General features: G+C 41.8%; 21 protein-coding genes and 1 rRNA gene. 15 read left to right on the top strand and 7 right to left on the bottom strand.

Annotated elements, in window-relative coordinates:
• The 3 genes from VB620_RS19040 to VB620_RS19030 all read right to left on the bottom strand — a co-directional run.
• A 16S ribosomal RNA gene (locus tag VB620_RS19040) occupies nucleotides 1-126 on the bottom strand; the annotation flags it as partial.
• Between the two features lie 444 nt (nucleotides 127-570).
• Complete coding sequence (locus VB620_RS19035; RefSeq protein ID WP_323197723.1) at nucleotides 571-738, bottom strand: transposase; 168 nt, start codon at nucleotides 736-738, stop codon at nucleotides 571-573.
• A 247-nt stretch (nucleotides 739-985) separates the two neighbouring features.
• Nucleotides 986-2,221: an LL-diaminopimelate aminotransferase gene (locus tag VB620_RS19030; protein WP_323197722.1), complete on the bottom strand. Its 1,236-nt coding sequence runs from the start codon at nucleotides 2,219-2,221 to the stop codon at nucleotides 986-988.
• Between the two features lie 241 nt (nucleotides 2,222-2,462).
• Here VB620_RS19030 and VB620_RS19025 point away from each other — a divergent pair, with 241 nt between their 5' ends.
• Nucleotides 2,463-2,735, top strand: a complete 273-nt coding sequence (locus VB620_RS19025; protein ID WP_323197721.1) for a GlsB/YeaQ/YmgE family stress response membrane protein — start codon at nucleotides 2,463-2,465, stop codon at nucleotides 2,733-2,735.
• 127 nt (nucleotides 2,736-2,862) lie between these two features.
• On the opposite strand, the gene dcd is transcribed toward VB620_RS19025, so the two are convergent.
• Nucleotides 2,863-3,444, bottom strand: coding sequence for a dCTP deaminase (dcd, locus tag VB620_RS19020; RefSeq protein WP_323197720.1), 582 nt, complete (start codon nucleotides 3,442-3,444; stop codon nucleotides 2,863-2,865).
• A gap of 129 nt (nucleotides 3,445-3,573) precedes the next feature.
• On the opposite strand from dcd, the gene VB620_RS19015 reads away from it, so the two are divergent.
• The 5 genes from VB620_RS19015 to VB620_RS18995 all read left to right on the top strand — a co-directional run bounded on the left by VB620_RS19015 (nucleotide 3,574) and on the right by VB620_RS18995 (nucleotide 7,927).
• The gene (locus tag VB620_RS19015) at nucleotides 3,574-4,134 is read left to right on the top strand and encodes an adenylate kinase family protein (protein WP_323197719.1); all 561 of its coding nucleotides are present in this window, start codon (nucleotides 3,574-3,576) and stop codon (nucleotides 4,132-4,134) included.
• Nucleotides 4,135-4,224: 90 nt separating this feature from the next.
• On the top strand, nucleotides 4,225-4,968 hold the full coding sequence (rph, locus tag VB620_RS19010) for a ribonuclease PH (protein WP_323197718.1): 744 nt from the start codon (nucleotides 4,225-4,227) through the stop codon (nucleotides 4,966-4,968).
• Nucleotides 4,969-5,077: 109 nt separating this feature from the next.
• Nucleotides 5,078-5,800 carry a 6-phosphogluconolactonase gene (gene pgl / locus VB620_RS19005; RefSeq protein ID WP_323197717.1) on the top strand — a complete coding sequence of 241 codons (723 nt, stop codon included), beginning with the start codon at nucleotides 5,078-5,080 and terminating at the stop codon, nucleotides 5,798-5,800.
• Nucleotides 5,801-6,028: 228 nt separating this feature from the next.
• Complete coding sequence (locus VB620_RS19000) at nucleotides 6,029-6,868, top strand: FHA domain-containing protein (protein ID WP_323197716.1); 840 nt, start codon at nucleotides 6,029-6,031, stop codon at nucleotides 6,866-6,868.
• 315 nt (nucleotides 6,869-7,183) lie between these two features.
• Entirely contained in the window at nucleotides 7,184-7,927 is a 744-nt protein-coding gene (locus tag VB620_RS18995) for a M50 family metallopeptidase (RefSeq protein WP_323197715.1), read from the top strand.
• Nucleotides 7,928-7,952: 25 nt separating this feature from the next.
• Here VB620_RS18995 and VB620_RS18990 read toward each other — a convergent pair whose 3' ends face one another.
• The gene (locus VB620_RS18990; protein WP_323197714.1) at nucleotides 7,953-8,954 is read right to left on the bottom strand and encodes a 2-hydroxyacid dehydrogenase; all 1,002 of its coding nucleotides are present in this window, start codon (nucleotides 8,952-8,954) and stop codon (nucleotides 7,953-7,955) included.
• Between the two features lie 181 nt (nucleotides 8,955-9,135).
• Here VB620_RS18990 and VB620_RS18985 point away from each other — a divergent pair, with 181 nt between their 5' ends.
• The 4 genes from VB620_RS18985 to VB620_RS18970 all read left to right on the top strand — a co-directional run bounded on the left by VB620_RS18985 (nucleotide 9,136) and on the right by VB620_RS18970 (nucleotide 13,662).
• Entirely contained in the window at nucleotides 9,136-10,869 is a 1,734-nt protein-coding gene (locus VB620_RS18985) for a serine/threonine protein kinase (protein ID WP_323197713.1), read from the top strand.
• A gap of 305 nt (nucleotides 10,870-11,174) precedes the next feature.
• Nucleotides 11,175-12,356: a M20 family metallopeptidase gene (locus tag VB620_RS18980; RefSeq protein WP_323197712.1), complete on the top strand. Its 1,182-nt coding sequence runs from the start codon at nucleotides 11,175-11,177 to the stop codon at nucleotides 12,354-12,356.
• A gap of 286 nt (nucleotides 12,357-12,642) precedes the next feature.
• Entirely contained in the window at nucleotides 12,643-13,125 is a 483-nt protein-coding gene (locus VB620_RS18975) for an Hsp20/alpha crystallin family protein (protein WP_323197711.1), read from the top strand.
• A gap of 309 nt (nucleotides 13,126-13,434) precedes the next feature.
• Nucleotides 13,435-13,662: a DUF167 domain-containing protein gene (locus VB620_RS18970; RefSeq protein ID WP_323197710.1), complete on the top strand. Its 228-nt coding sequence runs from the start codon at nucleotides 13,435-13,437 to the stop codon at nucleotides 13,660-13,662.
• 18 nt (nucleotides 13,663-13,680) lie between these two features.
• On the opposite strand, the gene VB620_RS18965 is transcribed toward VB620_RS18970, so the two are convergent.
• Complete coding sequence (locus tag VB620_RS18965) at nucleotides 13,681-14,307, bottom strand: glutathione S-transferase family protein (protein WP_323197709.1); 627 nt, start codon at nucleotides 14,305-14,307, stop codon at nucleotides 13,681-13,683.
• A 214-nt stretch (nucleotides 14,308-14,521) separates the two neighbouring features.
• On the opposite strand from VB620_RS18965, the gene VB620_RS18960 reads away from it, so the two are divergent.
• From VB620_RS18960 to VB620_RS18945, 4 genes are all read left to right on the top strand, one after another.
• The gene (locus VB620_RS18960) at nucleotides 14,522-15,235 is read left to right on the top strand and encodes an SOS response-associated peptidase (RefSeq protein WP_323197708.1); all 714 of its coding nucleotides are present in this window, start codon (nucleotides 14,522-14,524) and stop codon (nucleotides 15,233-15,235) included.
• Nucleotides 15,236-15,265: 30 nt separating this feature from the next.
• Complete coding sequence (locus tag VB620_RS18955; RefSeq protein WP_323197707.1) at nucleotides 15,266-15,787, top strand: photosystem I assembly protein Ycf3; 522 nt, start codon at nucleotides 15,266-15,268, stop codon at nucleotides 15,785-15,787.
• Nucleotides 15,788-16,038: 251 nt separating this feature from the next.
• Complete coding sequence (gene gatC / locus VB620_RS18950; protein ID WP_323197706.1) at nucleotides 16,039-16,338, top strand: Asp-tRNA(Asn)/Glu-tRNA(Gln) amidotransferase subunit GatC; 300 nt, start codon at nucleotides 16,039-16,041, stop codon at nucleotides 16,336-16,338.
• A gap of 64 nt (nucleotides 16,339-16,402) precedes the next feature.
• Nucleotides 16,403-17,374 (top strand): glutathione S-transferase family protein, encoded by a 972-nt coding sequence (locus tag VB620_RS18945; RefSeq protein ID WP_323197705.1) that lies wholly within the window; start codon nucleotides 16,403-16,405, stop codon nucleotides 17,372-17,374.
• A gap of 286 nt (nucleotides 17,375-17,660) precedes the next feature.
• Here the strand turns inward: VB620_RS18945 and aroA are convergent, their stop codons facing one another.
• On the bottom strand, nucleotides 17,661-19,013 hold the full coding sequence (gene aroA, locus VB620_RS18940; protein WP_323197704.1) for a 3-phosphoshikimate 1-carboxyvinyltransferase: 1,353 nt from the start codon (nucleotides 19,011-19,013) through the stop codon (nucleotides 17,661-17,663).
• 331 nt (nucleotides 19,014-19,344) lie between these two features.
• Between aroA and VB620_RS18935 the strand changes: the two genes are divergently transcribed.
• Nucleotides 19,345-19,857 (top strand): hypothetical protein, encoded by a 513-nt coding sequence (locus VB620_RS18935; RefSeq protein ID WP_323197703.1) that lies wholly within the window; start codon nucleotides 19,345-19,347, stop codon nucleotides 19,855-19,857.
• Nucleotides 19,858-19,879: the final 22 nt, after the last annotated feature.

The following is a 19,879-nucleotide window of genomic DNA, read 5'->3' as shown; positions in this document are numbered from 1 at the left end:
GACCTGAAGCTAGATTCTCACGCGTTACTCACCCGTCCGCCACTATCTCCGAAGAGACCGTTCGACTTGCATGTGTTAAGCATACCGCCAGCGTTCATCCTGAGCCAGGATCAAACTCTCCGTTTTGTTGTGTTTAGAGTTTGGTCTCCGAACAACTTGTTTCGGAATCCTGTAAAATTTTTGATTAATGTTTCGGGTTTACCCAAAACTAAATCTTGTTGACGAGGATTGGTTTTTATTTAGCTTTCAAAGTATTTTGTTTTCGCGGTTCAGGTGTTGCGGCTCTCGCTTTGGCACTTAACTAATATAGCTACTCTCTTTGGTTTCGTCAAGGGGTTTGCTAAAAGTTTTTTTTCAGGGGCGGATTTAATGGTCGTTTGCCTGTCCCAGAGGCTAGTTTGCTGGATTTGAGATGGTCTATAGAACCCATTTGACATCTAAGAAGAGGTTGCAAGCCTCTGAACCATCAACCGAATAAAACAAAGATTAACTTTGGCGGTCGCATTAGCTAAAGTTCGCTCAAAGTTCTTGACGAGAATTTTGCATCTCTCTATCCAAGCATTTGACCCTTCAATTACCCACCTTGCAGCCATTTTTGAGTTGATAGAAGATACCATCCAAAATTTCTCGCTTTGTCCAGTTAGGCGGTCTGGTCCGCTTCTTCGGGGGTAATATCTGAGGCAGCAAGGGTTCAAAGACTCTCCACTCTTCGTCTGTCAGGCTGCTAGAGTATGGCATAACTGCTGGATAAGACTTTTGCAGTCACTTTACTTCACTACAGTAAAAGATGTCAAATGGGTTCTATAAGTTGTTAATACTGAATTACTGCTAACTCGATCATATTTTATTTTTATATGAGGAACGAACCGCCAAGTCGCCAAGAACGCCAAGGGAAGAGGGTTTAATAGGTTTTTTACTAAATTGGGATGTTCCCTAAGTTATGACAAGGAAATCTTTTAGGGTGGGGATTACCCACCATAGATTTTTACACCTTAAACTTTTCGATAATGCGCTTCATTGCTTCTTCGACGTTTTCTCGACTGTTAAAGGCTGAAATGCGGAAGTAGCCTTCACCCGCAGCACCAAAACCAGAACCAGGCGTACCGACTACGTTTACAGTGTGCAGTAGCTTATCAAAAAAGTCCCAACTGGATAAATTATTGGGAGTTTTCACCCAGACATAAGGTGCATTTATACCGCCATATACAGCTAATCCGGAGGCTGACAGTTGTTCACGAATAATTTTGGCATTTTCGAGGTAAAAACTGACTAAGGCTTTAATTTGCGCCTGTCCAGCCTCGGAGTATACAGCTTCTGCACCCCGTTGGATGATGTAGGAAACGCCATTAAATTTAGTCGATTGGCGACGATTCCACAATTTCCACAGTTCGACATCGAAACCATCAGCCGCTTTAGCTGTTAGGGTTTTGGGTACAACAGTTAATGCACAACGGGTTCCGGTAAAGCCGGCGTTTTTAGAGAAGGAACGAAACTCAATGGCACATTCTTTTGCGCCTTCAATCTCATATATGGAGTGAGGAATAGCGGGGTCTGTAATATAAGCTTCGTAAGCCGCATCAAAGAAAATAATGGCATTATTCGCTTTTGCATAGTTTACCCAGGCTTGGAGATATTCCTTGGTAGCTGTTGCGCCGGTGGGGTTATTGGGAAAACAGAGATAAATTAAATCAACTTTCTGGGAGGGAATCTCAGCTTTAAAGTTATTATCAGCCGAAATTGGCAAGTATACTAAACCGCCAAACTCGCCTTTATCGTTAGCATCTCCGGTATTACCAGCCATGACGTTGGTATCCACGTAGACGGGGTATACAGGGTCTGTAACTGCAATGATGTTATTTTTGCCAAAAATGTCGAGAATGTTGCCTGTGTCGCATTTAGAACCGTCAGAGATGAAGATTTCTGAGGCATCTATATCAGCGCCTCTGGCTTGAAAATCATGGGCGGCAATTTTTTCTCTTAACCAAGCATAACCTTGTTCGGGACCATAGCCTTTAAAGGTTGTGCGATCGCCCATTTCTTCCACAGCCTTAATCATAGCTGTCCGGCAAGCTTCTGGCAGAGGTTCGGTAACATCCCCAATCCCCAAGCGGATAATTTTAGCGTCAGGATTAGCTTCTACAAAAGCGTTCACCCGCCGACCAATTTCGGGAAACAGATAACCAGCTTTCAGTTTCAGGTAGTTGTCGTTAATCGTTGCCATAGTCAAGTAAAAAAAATCAGCTTAGATAAAACAGCTTATCCGTTTTTTCGGAAACCTGCGCCAAAATCTCTCTGTGTATCTGGGGTTCTTTTTCCTATTCCTCTATTCCCTATTCCTCTATTCCCTATTCCTATTTATCCCTATCTTGAGACTATCCATAATTAGTTCTGATGACGGATTTAATCTCCAGGTGGGAATTGTTAGCCTATGTTTGGCAGTAAAAATATTGACATTAAAAATTATGAACATTCTTGCTTGGATTGCTTTAGGCCTCATTGCTGGCGCTATTGCTAAAGCTATTTACCCTGGACATCAAGGTGGTGGAATTTTAGCAACACTCTTACTGGGTATTGTCGGTGCTTTTGTGGGTGGTAGCTTGGGAATATTTTTTACTACAGGAACTTTTTCTTTGGCGGCATCTACTCTTAGTATTAGCGGGGTTATCCTAGCAATCATTGGGGCGATAGTTGCTATTTTCTTCTGGAATTTGTTCACTTCTCGCAGTGCTGCGTAAACTCATATCCCAGTAAAATCAGAGACATAAGTATTTGATGCGATCGCCATTTTCAGTTCTATTATATTCTGATCACACCAAAATTTTGAAACCCACTTGAGTGGGTTTTGTATATCTTCTCAGACTTCTAAACCTTGGCAATAGTTACACTTTGGGGTTGATCTTGATACTTACCAAAACGCTCTGCATAGGTAGTTTGACACGGTTCCCCTTCTAAAAACAGAAGTTGCAATACACCTTCATTAGCATAAATGCGACAGTCTGCACTAGAAGCATTACTAAACTCCAAAGTCAAAAAGCCTTCCCATGAAGCCTCAGCCGGGGTGATGTTGGCAATAATACCGCAACGCGCCATTGTGGATTTGCCAATACAAATAACTGTGATGTTAGCCGGAATCCGCAATCTTTCCAGGGAGACACCTAAAGCATAAGAGTTGGCTGGAATAATGAAAAAAGATCCATCTTCATCGGTGTGCAGTGCAATGGATTCTAGGTTGTCAGGGTTAAATCGCTTAGGATTGACTACAGTACCCGGAATATGTTTAAAAATTCGGAAATCTGTGGGAGCTAACCTCAAATCATAGCCATAGCTAGACAAACCGTAACTAATCACCCGCCTGTCTTCAATCTGGCGCACTAGGGAAGTTTCAAATGGAGAAATCATCCCTAGTTTGGCTTGTTCGATAATCCACTTATCATTTTTCAGCACGTTTGACCTCTGTGGAAATAAATCTACAAAACCCTAATTATAATTTTTCCGCAGCTATGATAATCATCTTGATCTGGGTAAAACAGATTTAAACTGTAATTAATTTTGCCGAAAGAGGAGTGCGTTGTTGTGAGATTAGTGTTTTTAGGGGGTTCGGGAGCAGGTAAAACTACCCAAGCGGAAAGGTTGTATAAACATTTTGACATACCTAACATTTCTACAGGTGAGATGTTACGGGAAGGAATTGCTGATGCTACTGATATTGGTCGCCATGTGGAGTCTTATGTGACCAAGGGCGAGTTAGTCCCGGATGAAATCATGATTGAATTTATCCGTTTGCAACTCCAACGGCCGGAAGTTAATCACGGTTGGGTGTTAGAAGGTTATCCCCGCACTGCTTTTCAAGCGGAGGAATTGGATTTTTTATTAGATGATTTAGGACAAAAGCTAGATTGGGCGATCTATTTACAAATACCAGAAGTGGAGATGGTGAGTCGTTCCTTGGGGCGTTCTCTTGCCGATGACCAACCGGAAATTGTCCAGCGTCGTGTAGAGTTATTTTACGATCGCACGATTCCGATCCTAGAATATTACGACCGTCGCCGCCGTTTGTTGACTATTAACGGTGATCAATCACCAGACATGGTACAGCAAAGTATTTTAGATTTACTGTCTATCCCAGAAACTTGAAATGTGAATTTACTGATATAGGATTTTTGCTGTCATAGATGTAACCTAAAAATAGTATCCTTCTGTATAAAATTTTTGAGGTAAAATTTCATGGTTTGGCAGCGTCCCGATGGTAGACAACCCTACGAACTCCGTCCTATCAGCTTTCACCCTGGTTTTACTCGCTTTGCGCCTGGTTCTGTGCTAACGAAATTTGGCGACACTCAAGTACTTTGTACTGTCAGTGTTAGTGAAGGAGTACCGAAGTTTTTAGCCGGAAGTGGTAGAGGTTGGTTGACCTCTGAGTATAGGATGTTGCCCTCGGCTACCCAAGAACGCAAAGCACGGGAATTGTTAAAGTTGTCGGGAAGAACCCAAGAAATTCAACGTTTAATTGGGCGAAGTTTGCGATCTGCAATTGATTTTGAGGCTTTGGGAGAACGGACCCTAACTGTAGATGCTGATGTGTTACAAGCAGACGCGGGAACCAGAACAGCCTCCATTACCGGGGGTTTTGTGGCTTTAGCTTATGCAGTTAATCAATTATTGCAGCAAGGTGTACTGGAGCGATCGCCTCTGACTGGACAAGTCGCAGCAATCTCTGTGGGTTTATTGCAAGGGGAACCATATTTAGATTTAAATTACAGTGAAGATGTGGCTGCTACTGTAGATTTCAATGTGGTGATGAATCAACATTTAGGTATAATTGAAATCCAAGGAACAGCAGAAGAAGGTAGTTATAGCCGGACTCAGTTAAATCAACTACTAGATTTTGGCGAAAAAGGGATTCAGGAATTGTTAATAGCTCAAAAAGAGGCGATCGCTAACTGGGATCAGCTGGTGGTAGGGGAGTAAATTCCTCTCCAGTTCACGGTATCATGTTAAAAGTTTCAAAAGTTAAAACGAGAAATAGCCATAAGTTCGTTATGGTATTGCTGGAAGTCGGCAATATAATGATGAAACCATGAACAAAAAGCTGGAAGTTCTCCCAGATATTACAGCCCTAGTGGGGCGATCGCTAGACCTAATTCTCTCGAAGTTACCCACCGCCATTGAGCAACGGGGAAGATTTACTATAGCTCTAGCTGGTGGTAGCACACCCAAGCCATTATACGAGGCGATCGCTAAACAAAAACTGCCTTGGGATAAAATTCATGTCTTTTGGGGAGATGAACGTTATGTACCACCAGATCATCCCGATAGCAACGAACTGATGGCGCGGCAAGCATGGTTAAATCAAGTTAATATCCCAGCCGCTAACATTCACTCTGTACCAACCTTGGACGGATATCCAGCAGTATCAGCTGCCAAATACGAACAACATCTGCAAGAATTTTTCCATTCTTCCCCCCAAGAGTTTCCCTCTTTGGATGTAATATTACTAGGAATGGGTGATGATGCGCATACCGCATCCTTGTTTCCTCACACCCCAGCCTTAAAGGTGCAAGATCGGCTAGTTACTGTCGGTAACAAAGACGGAAACCCCCGCATAACCTTTACATACCCATTTATTAACGCTGCTGACAGTGTGATTTTTCTAGTTGCTGGTGCGAATAAAAAGCCAGCTTTAGCCGAAGTTTTCGCCCCTGTCGCAGATGACTTTACTTATCCCTCCCGCTTAATTAAACCCCAAGGCGAACTTTGGTGGTTACTAGATAGCGCCGCAGGTTCACAATTACCCACATAACTTTCCTATTAGGATTAAAATCGGAAGCTAGAGTTGTACCATCAGGGAAATTCTCTCTGATTACCGGGAGATTTAAGTTTATTTCTCTTCGCAGCTAATGTAACCGAGAACTAACTAAATTTCCTAGAAACTTTTGTTTGTGGCACTCTCTGACAATATAACTGTCTACAGTGTTATCTCTGTTTGCCCATACTATCTTACGATGATCTTGAACAAAGGCTTAAATTGATGATCGTCTGTCCTAATTGTAATCACCCCAACCCAGACGGCGCTGTGCAGTGTGAAGCTTGTTATACGCCGTTACCAACCACTAGTCAGTGTCCCAACTGTAGCGCAACTGTCCAAACAGATGCTGCTTTCTGCGGTCAATGTGGTTATAACCTACACTCCAATGCTGCACCTGCGGCTGCTACATCTGGCGCACCTGCTGCTCCTGAAACACCAGTAGAAGTACCAAATTTAGTGGAACCTGATCCGCTTTTAGAACTTTTAGAACCAAATGCTTTGGGAATTAACCCAGATCCCGATACTAATCAGCCTGCTGCTGCACCCCTACCACCAACAGTAATGTCAACGCCGCCAGCAGGAGCATCGGCACCATTGGCAGCAGAAATTCCACCCCCAGCGCCAGCACCAGCACCAGCGCCAGCACCAGAACCAGAACCAGCACCAGAACCAGCACCAGCGCCAGCAGTGGAAGCAACTCCGGTATCATCTGCTGGTATGACGCAATTACAGCAAGTGACGGCACGGTTATTCCACGTCCAAAGTGATCTCGAAATTGAATTACCCCAAGGTCTGTCTGTGATTCACATTGGCAAACCCAATGAGCGTATTCCGCCAGACATTGATGTTTCAGGATTTTCTAATTCCGAAATTGTCTCACGGATACACGCAGATATTCGGGTCGAGGGAGATTCTCACTACGTCGAAGATGTGGGTAGTTCCAATGGTACTTACATTAATAACTCGCCCTTATTACCGGGGAACCGACACCGCCTGAGACCAGGCGATCGCATCAGTCTAGGTAAGGGAGATTTAATCACTTTTCTCTTTCAACTTACTTAACTAATTGTTGCCATCCTCCAGTCGCCTCTACCATCTATCTTGGAGGATGAACAAATTATCCACATCAGATTGGCGATTGCTATAACTCCATGATTCTTTGTAGCGCTTTTAACCTGGCGCTTTTATATTGAAGATTGCACTTCGACTACGCTCAGTATAAAGGGATTGGGGATAAGACACTTTTGGTATCTCCATGTGATTATCCGCTTATGTCCTCACCGCCTTAGCTGTATTACCTAGCAATTTTACAGGTAAACTAAAATAGATGAAACTAGGCTCCATTATTGGGAGTAATTACGTTGAGGGAAGTGACCGATGAGGGAAACAGGAAAAGATTTTTACTCCCGTCTGAGAAGCAATGCTCCCTCAGCACTTGAACCTATGGGACTAAATTGGCTAATTGCTGCGGCGATCGCCACTGTGGTGTTATGGCAAATTCCCGGAGGCGATTATATTTTATACCCTTTTAGCATCCTCGCAACCTGGTTCCATGAAATGGCTCACGGTTTAATGGCGCTGGTCTTAGGAGGACAGTTCTATAAATTAGAAATTTTTAGTAATGGTTCTGGCGTTGCTAGTTACACCATCTCACGCTCTTTATGGCCAATCGGACCCGCTTTAGTCGCCGCAGCCGGGCCAATGGGTCCACCGATTGCAGGTGCTGGTTTAATTTTAGCGTCCCGTAGTTTTAGCAAAGCCTCCCTGAGTTTAAAGATCCTCGGTGGTATTTTGTTACTTTCAACATTACTTTGGGTCCGTTCTTGGTTCGGACTGTTAGCCATTCCGGTACTGGGAATAATTATTTTAGTTACTTCCCTAAAAACTCCCCATTGGGTGCAGGGATTTGGCATTCAATTTTTAGGTGTACAAGCCTGTGTGAGTACATTCCACCAACTGAATTATCTATTTAGCTATAATGCCGGTCCTGTAGGACTTTCTGATACGGGACAGATGCAAAAGTATTTAATTTTACCTTACTGGTTTTGGGGCGGTTTGATGGCGATCGCATCTTTGCTGATTTTATTCCACAGCCTCCGCATCGCCTATCGTTCCCAATAGTATCAGAACTACTCTCTACCCCCTATTAGTTCAACTGATAACTAATCTCATTTGCACAACAACGACCCTGTTCAACATCTGCAAGATTAGCACAAGTCGTTTCCGCAATATTGTACAGAGCTTCTTCCGTAAAAAAAGCTTGATGTCCAGTAATCAACACATTGGGAAACGCTCTCAAGCGTTGAAAAACATCATCCTGAATAATTTCCCCAGATAAATCCTCAAAAAACAATTGTGATTCCTGTTCATACACATCCACACCCAGAAAGCCAATTTGACGTGACTTTAAACCATCAATAACTGCTTGAGTATCAATCAGAGATCCTCGACTGGTATTAATTATCATCACCTTCGGCTTCATTTGTGCAATGGTCTCAGCATTAATTAAGTGATGTGTTTCCGCAGTCAGAGGACAATGTAGCGAAATAATATCAGAGTTAGCAAATAGTTCCGACAACTCGACATACCTACCACCAATTTTTTCTAGTTCAGCATTGCGATATACATCGTAAGCCAGTACATGACAACCAAAACCCTTCATAATCTGTCCCAAAATCAGACCGATTTTTCCCGTCCCAATAATCCCCACCGTGCGACCATGTAGGTTAAATCCCAACAGTCCTGACAGCGAAAAATTACTTTCCCGGACGCGGTTATAAGCATGATGAATTTTGCGATTGAGACTCAAAATCAATCCCACCGCGTGTTCAGCTACTCCATAGGGAGAATAAGCCGGAACCCGCACAACCTTCATACCCAACTCAGATGCGGCTTGTAAGTCTACATTATTAAAGCCAGCACACCGCAGGACAATGAATCGAGTTCCTCCGGAAGCGAGAATTTCTAAAGTAGTTGCATCCAGCAGGTCATGGACAAATACGCAAACAGCAGGAAAATCAGCCGCTAAAATGGCGGTATGAGAACTTAAACGAGTTTCAAAAAAAACTAATTCGTGTTCATGGTGAGAATTTGCAGCTACTAAAAACTGCCTATCATAAGCCTTTGTACTGAAGACTGCTACTTTCATTCTCACCTCAGACTATATATATGCTGGATAATTTCCCATATCATAGCTTGCAGCTAGCTGAGGTGATGGCATCATCTATTATTGCCAGTTATAGACTTTAACCTAGCTTTCGGGAATCACAGTTAAAGCAAAACTTTAGAATTGAAGTTAAAATCAATTCAGTCTCTGTATTCTAGCGGATGTGTCTCACATCACTCAAACTGCGGTTCACTGCATAAATCCCGAATGTCAACGTCCTTATCCTCAACCTTGGGGAAACAAATTCTGCAACAGCTGTGGCACAATTTTACAGTTGTTAGATCGTTATGTCCCTCTGCAACCCTTGGGTTCAGGAGGATTTGCCCAAATTTATACAGTTTGGGATGAAAAAACCCAGCAAGAAAAAGTCCTGAAGGTGTTGGTGGATGATTCCCCCAAAGCCTTGGAGTTGTTTAAACAAGAAGCCGAAGTTTTAATTAACTTGCGCCATCCTGGTGTTCCCCAAGTGGAACCTGATGGTTATTTTCAGGTAAATTTACCCACTCCCAAACCCCGTCAACTAGCTTGTCTAGTTATGGAAAAAATTCATGGACAAACTCTGGAACAGGTACTAGAAAAATATCCTCAAGGATGTCCAGAAAATTTGGTATTAAATTGGTTTTCCCAAGCTGTGAATATCTTACAGGAACTGCACGAACGCCAGATTATTCACCGGGATATCAAACCTTCTAATTTGATGTTGCGAACTTCTCCCCCAACTCTAGCTCAATCTGGAAAGGGAAACCATGAGCAACTGGTATTGATTGATTTCGGCGGGGTGAAACAATTTAACACGGCTAAACTGCGTCGAGAGTCCAGTTCTACTAAATTATATTCTTCTGGTTACAGTCCCCCAGAACAGATAACTGGGAGTAATGTCGCACCTGGGGCTGATTTTTATGCCCTCGGTCGAACTATGATTGAATTACTTACGGGTAAATATCCACTGGAGTTGGAAAATCCCCAAACAGGGGTTCTGCAATGGCGAAATCACGTTTCGGTTAAACCACAACTGGCAGATTTACTCGATGAAATGGTACTGGAAGATGTGCGATCGCGTCCAGTAAATGCAGTTAAAATTCAGAAACGCTTAACTAAAATTACCCGCAAATCTTCCCACAACTCTTTCAAACAAGCCGCAGCTGAGATTAACCGTCAATTCACACTCTTCATCCAAGCCATAGACCAAGGATTAACCAATCTCGCCACAGCTATTCGTCAAACAATTATTTTAATCGCCCAGGCAATTTTCAACGTCTTACAAGCTGGTATGGCGACAATTTGGGCGATGCTAGTCACCACCTTGAGCAGTTGTATCGGTACTATACTAGGCTTTGTCATCACCTACCGCACAGACTTAGATGAACAAATTTCTGGATATATTTTGGGTAGCGTACCAGAATTAGTCAGCAATAATCCTAGTATGGTCGGAACAGAAATTCTAGTTTTTGCCAGCGCAGGTTTAGGAACTGCATGGGGACTGACAACATCTGGTTGCTTTGGTCAACGCCGAAGATTTTTACTAGCATCCCTAATGGGAATCATCAGCTATGGCTTAAGCGGCTTAGTCTTCCAATTAATCAGCACCAAAGATAGCGGTGGCGGACTATTGGGAGTAATTTTAGTGGCAGTATTTCTGCTAACCTTAAACATCGGTTTTCGCAGTCATCACATAGTTCATGCTCTAGTTGCAGCCTTGGGTACTGCAATCATCTTTGCCATGTTAATCATTTTTGGCTTCCCCACCAATATTTTTCAATTTGGGAACCAGTTTGGATCATTGGTGCTATACCTACCCATTGCCTTTTTTAGTGTGATGAGTCTGTTAATCAGCTTTTGGTTAGGGGTGAGTTATTACCTAATTGTTCCTGGATTGAGATTTTTAGGGTGGCGTTAATTCCACCATGCCAAAAACAAGATCCCCCCAGTCTATTTATTTAGCCGGGGGGATCACATATGTGGTAGTCTATAAATGGTTCAGTATAGTCCCTTACGAAAATTATTCTAAACCCTAAGTTGATTTTTGTGTAGTCTTATAAGAACAATTTATCAAATTTTTATAGCTTCTTCATCACCACTTCATTCCTTTGATTGGTTATAAAATTTCTCTCCTCCTTTGATACTGTGGTTGTAGAGCAAGAGCATTTTGTTTTTCTATACTTCTCTATCATGGGAATCAAGCCTGAATCATAAAATAAACTAATGCTTACCCGGATTAAAGATTTAGCCACAAAATTAGCGCCGCGATTAATTGAAATTCGTCGCCATCTCCATTCTCACCCGGAATTGAGCGGTGAAGAATACCAAACATCTGCCTTTGTCGCTGGTGTGTTGTCTTCCAGTGGTCTCCATGTCGAAGAGGGAATTGGCAAAACTGGGGTGATTGGCGAATTACAAAATACTGGCACAGATGAACGTGTATTAGCCATTCGCACTGATATGGATGCGTTGCCCATTCAAGAACGGACAGAGTTAGAATATGGTTCTCGGATTTCGGGTGTGATGCACGCTTGCGGTCACGATGTTCACACCACAGTGGGCTTAGGAACAGCAATGGTACTTTCCCAAATAGTCGAGGAGTTAGGATCTCAGGTGCGGTTTTTATTTCAACCAGCTGAGGAAATTGCTCAAGGCGCAAGCTGGATGGTTCAAGATGGGGCGATGAAAAATGTCTCAGCTATATTAGGTGTTCATGTTTTTCCTTCCATTCCCGCCGGATCGATTGGCATACGTTATGGCGCATTGACGGCGGCGGCTGATGATTTAGAGATTATTATTATTGGGGAATCTGGTCATGGGGCGCGTCCTCATGAGGCGATTGATGCGATTTGGATTGCTGCACAAGTGATTACGGCGTTACAACAGGCTATTAGCCGGACACAGAATCCCTTGCGTCCTGTGGTGTTGAGTATTGGCAAGATTATGGGTGGGAGAGCGCCAAATGTGATTGCTGATCATGTCCAGTTGTGGGGAACTGTGCGATCGCTTCATCCCGAAACCAGAACTCAACTCCCTAGCTGGATTGAAAATATTGTGGCTAATGTCTGTAATTCCTTTGGGGCGCGTTATCAAGTTAATTATCACCAAGGTGTTCCTAGTGTCCAGAATGATTATGCTATGACCCAATTGTTGCAATCATCGGCCGAAGAAGCCTGGAGTAGCGATCGCGTCCAAGTCTTACCAGAACCTTCCCTGGGGGCTGAAGACTTCTCTGTGTATTTAGAACACGCTCCCGGCTCGATGTTTCGCTTAGGTGTAGGTTACAAAGATAGAATTATTAATCACCCATTACACCATCCGGAATTTGAAGTTGATGAATCAGCAATTATCACCGGAGTTGTGACTATGGCTTACGCTGCTTATAAGTATTGTCAACGCCAATAATCTTCGGAAAATAGACGACTTAACCAAATTTTGAATACGAACCGTCCCCACACCATACCCCAAAACTCCGATACGGTAAATCCAACTGATCTTTGTACGGTTTCCCCAATTTGTTTGAGGATTTTCTCAGATTATATTAGTCATCAAAGAGAAGACATAAAGCAAACAAAACTTCTCTCTGCCACATTAGAGTTTCCATAATTGCTTAACTGAAAACTCTAAACAAATCTCAACATTGCTTAGATGACTTAAAAGTTAATTAGAAACTTAAGGAGATGATGGTAATATGGCACTTATTCGTTGGGAACCATTCCGAGAAATGGAACTTCTGCGTCGTCAAATGGATCAACTCTTCTCTGAAATGAGCGTAGCTGAACCCAGTAAATCAGAGGTTTCTCCAGTAGCTAGAACAGCTTGGGTTCCTGCTGTAGAAGTACATGATAATGGTTCTGAGCTAATTTTAAGAGCAGAAATTCCTGGTGTGGATAGCAAAGACCTGGATGTGCAAGTCACCCAAGATGCAATCTCAATTGCTGGTGAACATCATTATAAACACAGCGAAAAATCTCATGGTAATATTCGCTCAGAATTCCGCTATGGGAAATTCCAAAGAATAATTCCTCTCCCCAGCAAAGTTCAGAATCAAGAAGTTAAGGCCGACCTGAAAGATGGTATCTTAACTCTCACATTACCTAAGCTAGAGCCAGAACAAAATAAAGTTTTCAAAGTCAACTTTGAAAATACTGCCACCATAGAGTCTAGTAATTAAACTACTTAATATAGATAAATTCCCTCTCATTTAATCATGGAAATCTTTCTGTATTAGGTTAGTTGTTAATCAAGCCCAGCTATATAAATCGGCTGGGTTTTTCATGATGATTAACTGCATTAAAAATTTATATCAGGACTTACGCAACAATTGCCAAAAATCTTGATTTATCGTTTGCGTAGCGTGCGCAAAGCGCATAACGCCAAGAAAACGTAGATTATGCGTAAGTCCTATATATAGCAATTCAGTCAATTAAAAAATGTCCCCCCGTCAGCTATTTCTGGGTATAGCAACTGCAAGTAATTAGATATGCAAAAAAGAGTTAAAGTTAAACCTAATTCTAAACAACAGACAATTAAAGAACAAAGTGATGGTAGTTTGATCATTAGGTTAAAGTCTCCACCAGTAGACGGTAAAGCCAACGAAGAATTAATTAAACTATTAGCTGCAAAATTTAATGTCCCCAAATCTCATATCAGAATTAAATCTGGTGTATCCTCGCGCCAAAAGCTAATTGAAATTGATACAGATATTTGATCAATATTTGACTAATCTTTACTCTGCAAAATTTCTCTCTTCTGTAATGCTGATATATCTAGGCTGAGACTTAACTCGTTTTATCCAAGCCTGAATATAGGGAAAAATTGTCAAATCAAATCCACCTTCATCAGCTACATGAGTATAGGCAAACAGAGCAATATCAGCAATTGTATAACGCTCATTTACAAAAAAATTATGAGTTTTTAAATGATTTTCCATAATCTTCAGTGCTGCATAACCAGGTTCACGTTTTTGCTCAATAGCTATACGATATTCCTCAGCTTTACCTAAAATAGAAATCCAAAATCTGGATGTAGCTATAAACGGTTCATGGCTATATTGTTCAAAAAATAACCATTGCAATACTTGCGCTCTTAAAAATCGATCATAAGGTAAAAATTCTGTCCCTTCACTTAAATACATTAATATGGCGTTTGATTCTGCCAAATATTTGCCCGTGTTTATTTCCAAAACGGGTATTTTACCATTAGGATTTTTGATTAAAAACTCTGGTGTGCGAGTTTCTCCTTGCAAAATATTCACGTTTATTCTTTCAAATGGCATACCCATTTGTGTAAATAAAAGTCGAATCTTGTAGCTATTGCCAGATGGTAAGAAATCATACAATTTTTTATTTTTCATGTCAAAAAAATATCATCATGAATATTGATATTAGTAAGATGCTAAAATACAATATATTACAAATTAAACTTGAGAAAACAGGATAATTTTTATTTCTTTCCTGTATATATTTACTATGAATAATTTCTTCAGAAAATAAAAATCAGTCAATAATAGGATGATTCATTTCTGGTATTTAAATTTTTAATTCTATTCAGGGTGTAAAAATAAAAGTATGTGTGGAAGATTTACTTTAAATCAGTCATCATCAGCTTTATGCAAATTTTTTGGTATAGATCAAATTCCTGATTTATCTGCGGAATATAACATTGCACCTACGCAAATGGTCGCAACAGTGCGACATAATCCTGAAACTAATCAGCGTGAATTTCAGCAGTTACGTTGGGGGTTAATACCCAGGTGGATGAAAGAACCAGGAATGGGTGTGAAGTTAATTAATGCTAGAGCCGAAACAGTGGCAGAAAAACCAGCTTTTCGAGGAGCGTTCTACCACAGACGCTGTTTAGTCCTGGCTGATGGTTTTTATGAGTGGAAACGAGAAAATGGTAAAAAGCAGCCCTTTTATTTTCAGTTGTCAGAGGGAACGCCCTTTGGCTTTGCGGGTTTGTGGGAAAAATGGCAACCGCTAGCCAGCAAGTCTGAAGGTGAGGAAATTATATCTTGTACAATTTTAACAACGGCAGCGAATGAATTAGTCAAACCAATTCATCAACGAATGCCTGTGATTTTGGCTCCACAAGATTACGATTTGTGGTTAAATCACCAAATGCAAACACCTGAACTACTACAACAGCTATTGTGTCCATATCCAGATCAAGCAATGACTGGCTATCCAGTTAGTAGCTTGGTGAACGATTCTCGACAGAATAGTGCTGAATGTATTATCCCCCTCAGTGGAGATAATTTGCTTTCTGAGAATATCTTTTAAGCCAATTGCTGCACAACCATAGAAGTAAATATGCCAAGAACGCAAAAAAACGATAATTTTATTGACAAATCCTTTACGGTGATGGCGGATATCATCCTGAAAATCTTGCCAGCTAACAAAAAGGCTAAAGAAGCATTTGTGTACTACCGTGATGGGATGTCAGCGCAAGCAGAAGGAGAATATGCTGAAGCCTTGGACTACTACGAAGAAGCTCTGACATTAGAGGAAGATACTAATGATCGCAGTTATATTCATTACAATATGGGGCTAATTTATGCCAGTAATGGTGATCATGATCAGGCTCTAGAAAAGTATCACAAGGCGATTGAGCTAAACCCACGTTTACCCCAAGCGTTAAATAATATTGCTGTGATTTACCATTATCAAGGGGAAAAGGCGAAAGAAGCTGGAGATAATGATGCTGGTGAGGCGTTATTTGATCAAGCCGCAGATTATTGGATTAGAGCGGTTCGGATGGCTCCCAATAACTATATCGAAGCCCAAAACTGGCTGAAAACTACCGGACGTATGCAAATTGACGTATTCTTTTAATTAAGGGTAATTAGTCATTAGTTTGACTATTAGCAAGAGTCCCAACCCCTCCCCACAATTGAGGCTAGGATGTACACAGAAGTGATCTGATCCCCCTAAATCCCCCTTAAAAAGGGGGACTTTAAGAAACAGCCCTGCTTTCTGAAGGGGTGTTAGGAGAGATCAAACCGTTATGAGGTAACTTGAGAAGACTTGTGTGTACACGGTAGGTAACTGAGGAGGGGATTAATATACAGTACATCTAAGGAACCATGATTAACCGCGAACAAGTAAAAAAAGTAGCTCTTTTAGCTCGTTTGGAATTAACAGCAGAAGAAGAAGAAAAATTTACTACTCAACTGGGGAGTATTCTGGATTATATTGAGCAGTTGAATGAAGTAGATGTGAGTGATGTAGCTCCGACGACACGGGCTATTGATACTAGTAATATAACTCGCAAAGATGATTTGCAACCATATCCTGAGCGAGAAGCGATTTTAAATAGTGCGCCGGAACAAGAAGGTGACTTTTTTAAAGTCCCGAAAATCTTAAGTAGCAATGAGGAAGGTTAGTTAGGGGAAAATGGGGTTTTAGTGGGGTGGAGGTATAAAGCACAAGTACATTCAGGAGAAATATATGGGTTTGGGTATCCTTAAGGATGGTGTGTGGATATCAAGACGGGAGCAAGAAGATTCTCAAGGTAAATTTATTCGCCCATCTACAACTTACCGTAATCAGATTACAGCAGACGGCTCTAGCGGTTTTCTGGCTGAACCGGGACGCTACCATTTATATATTTCTTGGGCTTGTCCTTGGGCTTGTCGGACTGCAATTATTTGGCGGTTAAAAGGTTTAGAAGATGTAATTGGGCTATCGGTAGTTGGGGCGGAAATTAAAGAAAATAGTTGGGAATTTACTGATGAACCAGGGTCGATTCCTGATCTGATAAACGGTACTGAATATCTCTGGCAACTTTATTTAAAAGCTGATCCTAATTATAGTGGACGGGTAACAGTGCCAGTTTTATGGGATCAGAAAAAGGGGACTATTGTTAATAATGAATCGCGCGAGATCATGCGGATGTTTGATACGCAATTCGATGATTTTGCTCAACAAGATATTAACTTTTATCCCGAAGATTTACAGCAATTAATTGATGAAACTATTGATGCTATTTATCAACCAATAAATAATGGTGTCTATCGGGCGGGATTTGCTACTTCTCAGTTGGCTTATGATGAGGCGGTGACTGAGTTATTTTCGGCGTTGGATGCTTGGGAAAAGATATTAGGTAAACGTCGCTATCTTTGCGGTGATCAGGTGACGGAAGCTGACTGGTGTATGTTCACTACTTTGTTGCGTTTTGATGCAGTTTATTATGTGCATTTTAAATGTAATTTACATCGGCTGGTTGAGTATCCTAATTTGTGGAATTATCTGAAGGAACTGTATCAATTACCGGGTGTGAAGGAAACTTGCAATTTTGACCACATTAAACGTCATTATTACAAGAGTCACCCTAATGTTAATCCGACGGGAATTGTGCCGAAAGGCCCGGTGATTGATTTTGATGCTCCTCATAACCGGGATGAAGTTGTTAAAAGGTAACAGATTATGGCAGGGCTGTTTCATTCGCTTATGTTGGAGATTTGTCAAGAGGATAATCTCACGCACCAGCGCAGCGAAGGACGAAGTGCGTTAGGCGCAAAGACGCAAAGAAAAATCAGGTATTTCGGGCTGAAGACACCAAAATTTTTTGTCCTAATTGTGGATTTGCCTTCAATTTTTATCTCTTTGAGCCTCCAATTTTAACCCTTTCAGGGAACGAAACAGCCCTGACACCTATGACCAGAAGCCCACCCCACAATATTAGATTTTTGGGTTAGTCCACTACTCAGTTACTGACAACTTTTTGGAGTGTGGCGGTAAAATCGGGGTAGGAAATGGCGGCTGCTTCTGCACGGTGAATGGTGGTTGTTCCGGTGGAAAGGAGGGAGGCGATCGCCAGACTCATGGCTATGCGATGATCTGTATGGCTATCAACATCTGTACCAACTAAGGGAGTACCACCGGTAATTTCCATACCATCGGGTAATTCACTGACTTTTGCGCCCATTTTATTGAGTTGCTGTGCCATCACGGTAATGCGATCGCTTTCTTTAACTCGCAATTCCGCAGCATCCCGAATAATAGTTGTACCTTCAGCAAAGACTGCTGCTACTGCTAAAATAGGGATCTCATCAATCATTCTGGGAATGATATCCCCAGCAATGGTGCAACTTTTTAAACCACTAGAACGCACTCTGATATCTGCTACTGGTTCCCCAGCGACTTCACGCTGATTTTCTAGTTTAATATCGGCTCCCATGAGTTCTAAAGCTTCTAAAATTCCGGTGCGGGTGGGGTTAACTCCGACATTTTCCACTACCAATTCTGAACCGGGGACAATTGCGCCGGCGACTAACCAAAAGGCTGCGGAACTGATATCCCCAGGAACAATAACTTTTTGACCTTGGAGTTGGGCGGTTCCGATGATAGTAACGCTATTGGTTTCTGGATCAATGCTGAGTTCTGCACCAAAAGCCCGTAACATCCGTTCGCTGTGATCACGAGATAGGGCGGGTTCGGTGACGGTAGTTTTTCCTTCTGTGAATAAACCTGCCAGTAATATACAGGATTTCACTTGGGCGGAGGCGATGGGGGAATGATAATGAGTGGGTTTGAGGGCTTGTCCTTGAATTGCTAGGGGTGCTAAGGAATTACCTTTACGTCCCCAAATTTCTGCGCCCATTTGTTGCAATGGTTTGACGACACGGGACATGGGACGCGATCGCAAGGAACTATCCCCTGTGACTGTAAAAAAGCGTCCTGGTTGAGATGCTAAAATCCCTAACATCAGTCTGAGTGTAGTGCCAGAGTTACCAGCATTCAATACATCCAATGGTTCTTGTAATTGTCCCAAACCGATACCCTGAACCTTGACCAATTCGGTGTTCAGTTCCGAAATTTGCGCCCCCATAGCTTGAAAACAGCTAGCAGTGCTACGGGGATCTTCCCCTAATAGCAGCCCTTGGATCTCGGTTTCACCTTGGGCGATCGCACCTAACATTAAAGCCCGATGTGATATAGATTTATCACCAGGGATACGAATAGAACCCTGCAAAGAAACACCAGCAGAGGGTCGCTGGATAATTAATTTATGAGAAAGGTCTTGTTGCTTTTCTACAGTTATAACAGAAGCCGACATCAGGTTACACTGGCTCTTGGATACACCGGAAATTCATCACTGAAAAGTTCCTGACTAGTATCCTATCGCTTTTTGTTCGCCGAAATTTGCCAAAATCTAGCTTATCTCCAGGGGGATTGTATTTTTTAGGAGACTCAGTTAATAATTGGCTCAACAAGTTTTACTGACCCTACCAGATTTAGAGATTTTTATATTGATTGATTTTACCAACCATATCGGAATTTTCAGTTAAGATTAAGGGTGTTTGACTATTTATTGGCTGATGCTGACTATATAAAGATACTGGTGTTAATTCCGTTTTGTTCCATAGTTTTTAGCCCCTATCCCTCTCATGCTCACCCATCATCGCAAGCCTGTATGTTTATCACTTATTTCAACTGACTTGCCATTCTGGTCTGTTGTTGAAACTGCGGGAACACTATATCAAAAAGACACAGATAGATTTCATTTACTCTTGACAGCTCCGCCCCTGATTACTTGTGAAGTGGGAAATTCTCTGAATCCAGAAAATATCTATCCCCAACATCAGATATATCCTCAACCCCGGAGCAGTCCCAGAATTTTGTGGCTAGAAATTTCCCCCTACCGGGTAATTATGACTATGCAAGGTAACGACCAAGTTAGTTATCGCCATTTTTGGGAACAAGGCGTTTATGGTATTAGCCGTTATTGGTTACCTAGTGATTCCTTAGAATCTCATCATCCCATGCGGTTACGAAATTTCACCAAAAATCTGTCATTAAACGGACACCATTTACCGGAACATTTGCGGGTGGAATATGAATTATGGACGGGAAAAGTCCAGATGGGAACCTATATCCTCAATTTAGAAATTCAACATTAATCAGTTTTTCTGGGAGTGTCCG

Source organism: Nodularia harveyana UHCC-0300 (assembly GCF_034931085.1).
GTDB lineage: Bacteria > Cyanobacteriota > Cyanobacteriia > Cyanobacteriales > Nostocaceae > Nodularia > Nodularia harveyana.
The sequence above is the reverse complement of the archived record's forward strand: the minus strand, read 5'-3'. Positions and strand labels throughout refer to the sequence as shown.

What these genes read in the sequence shown, in the direction of transcription:
- VB620_RS18995 (WP_323197715.1), top strand. Translation starts at nt 7,184, where the DNA reads ATGAGGGAAACAGGAAAAGATTTTTACTCCCGTCTGAGAAGCAATGCT.
- VB620_RS19025 (WP_323197721.1), top strand. Translation starts at nt 2,463, where the DNA reads ATGAACATTCTTGCTTGGATTGCTTTAGGCCTCATTGCTGGCGCTATT.
- aroA (WP_323197704.1), bottom strand. Translation starts at nt 19,013, where the DNA reads ATGTCGGCTTCTGTTATAACTGTAGAAAAGCAACAAGACCTTTCTCAT.
- VB620_RS18960 (WP_323197708.1), top strand. Translation starts at nt 14,522, where the DNA reads ATGTGTGGAAGATTTACTTTAAATCAGTCATCATCAGCTTTATGCAAA.
- VB620_RS18955 (WP_323197707.1), top strand. Translation starts at nt 15,266, where the DNA reads ATGCCAAGAACGCAAAAAAACGATAATTTTATTGACAAATCCTTTACG.
- VB620_RS18965 (WP_323197709.1), bottom strand. Translation starts at nt 14,307, where the DNA reads ATGAAAAATAAAAAATTGTATGATTTCTTACCATCTGGCAATAGCTAC.
- VB620_RS18975 (WP_323197711.1), top strand. Translation starts at nt 12,643, where the DNA reads ATGGCACTTATTCGTTGGGAACCATTCCGAGAAATGGAACTTCTGCGT.
- rph (WP_323197718.1), top strand. Translation starts at nt 4,225, where the DNA reads ATGGTTTGGCAGCGTCCCGATGGTAGACAACCCTACGAACTCCGTCCT.
- VB620_RS19000 (WP_323197716.1), top strand. Translation starts at nt 6,029, where the DNA reads ATGATCGTCTGTCCTAATTGTAATCACCCCAACCCAGACGGCGCTGTG.
- VB620_RS18980 (WP_323197712.1), top strand. Translation starts at nt 11,175, where the DNA reads ATGCTTACCCGGATTAAAGATTTAGCCACAAAATTAGCGCCGCGATTA.
- VB620_RS18935 (WP_323197703.1), top strand. Translation starts at nt 19,345, where the DNA reads ATGCTCACCCATCATCGCAAGCCTGTATGTTTATCACTTATTTCAACT.
- VB620_RS19035 (WP_323197723.1), bottom strand. Translation starts at nt 738, where the DNA reads ATGCCATACTCTAGCAGCCTGACAGACGAAGAGTGGAGAGTCTTTGAA.
- VB620_RS18990 (WP_323197714.1), bottom strand. Translation starts at nt 8,954, where the DNA reads ATGAAAGTAGCAGTCTTCAGTACAAAGGCTTATGATAGGCAGTTTTTA.
- VB620_RS18970 (WP_323197710.1), top strand. Translation starts at nt 13,435, where the DNA reads ATGCAAAAAAGAGTTAAAGTTAAACCTAATTCTAAACAACAGACAATT.
- VB620_RS19030 (WP_323197722.1), bottom strand. Translation starts at nt 2,221, where the DNA reads ATGGCAACGATTAACGACAACTACCTGAAACTGAAAGCTGGTTATCTG.
- pgl (WP_323197717.1), top strand. Translation starts at nt 5,078, where the DNA reads ATGAACAAAAAGCTGGAAGTTCTCCCAGATATTACAGCCCTAGTGGGG.
- VB620_RS18945 (WP_323197705.1), top strand. Translation starts at nt 16,403, where the DNA reads ATGGGTTTGGGTATCCTTAAGGATGGTGTGTGGATATCAAGACGGGAG.
- gatC (WP_323197706.1), top strand. Translation starts at nt 16,039, where the DNA reads ATGATTAACCGCGAACAAGTAAAAAAAGTAGCTCTTTTAGCTCGTTTG.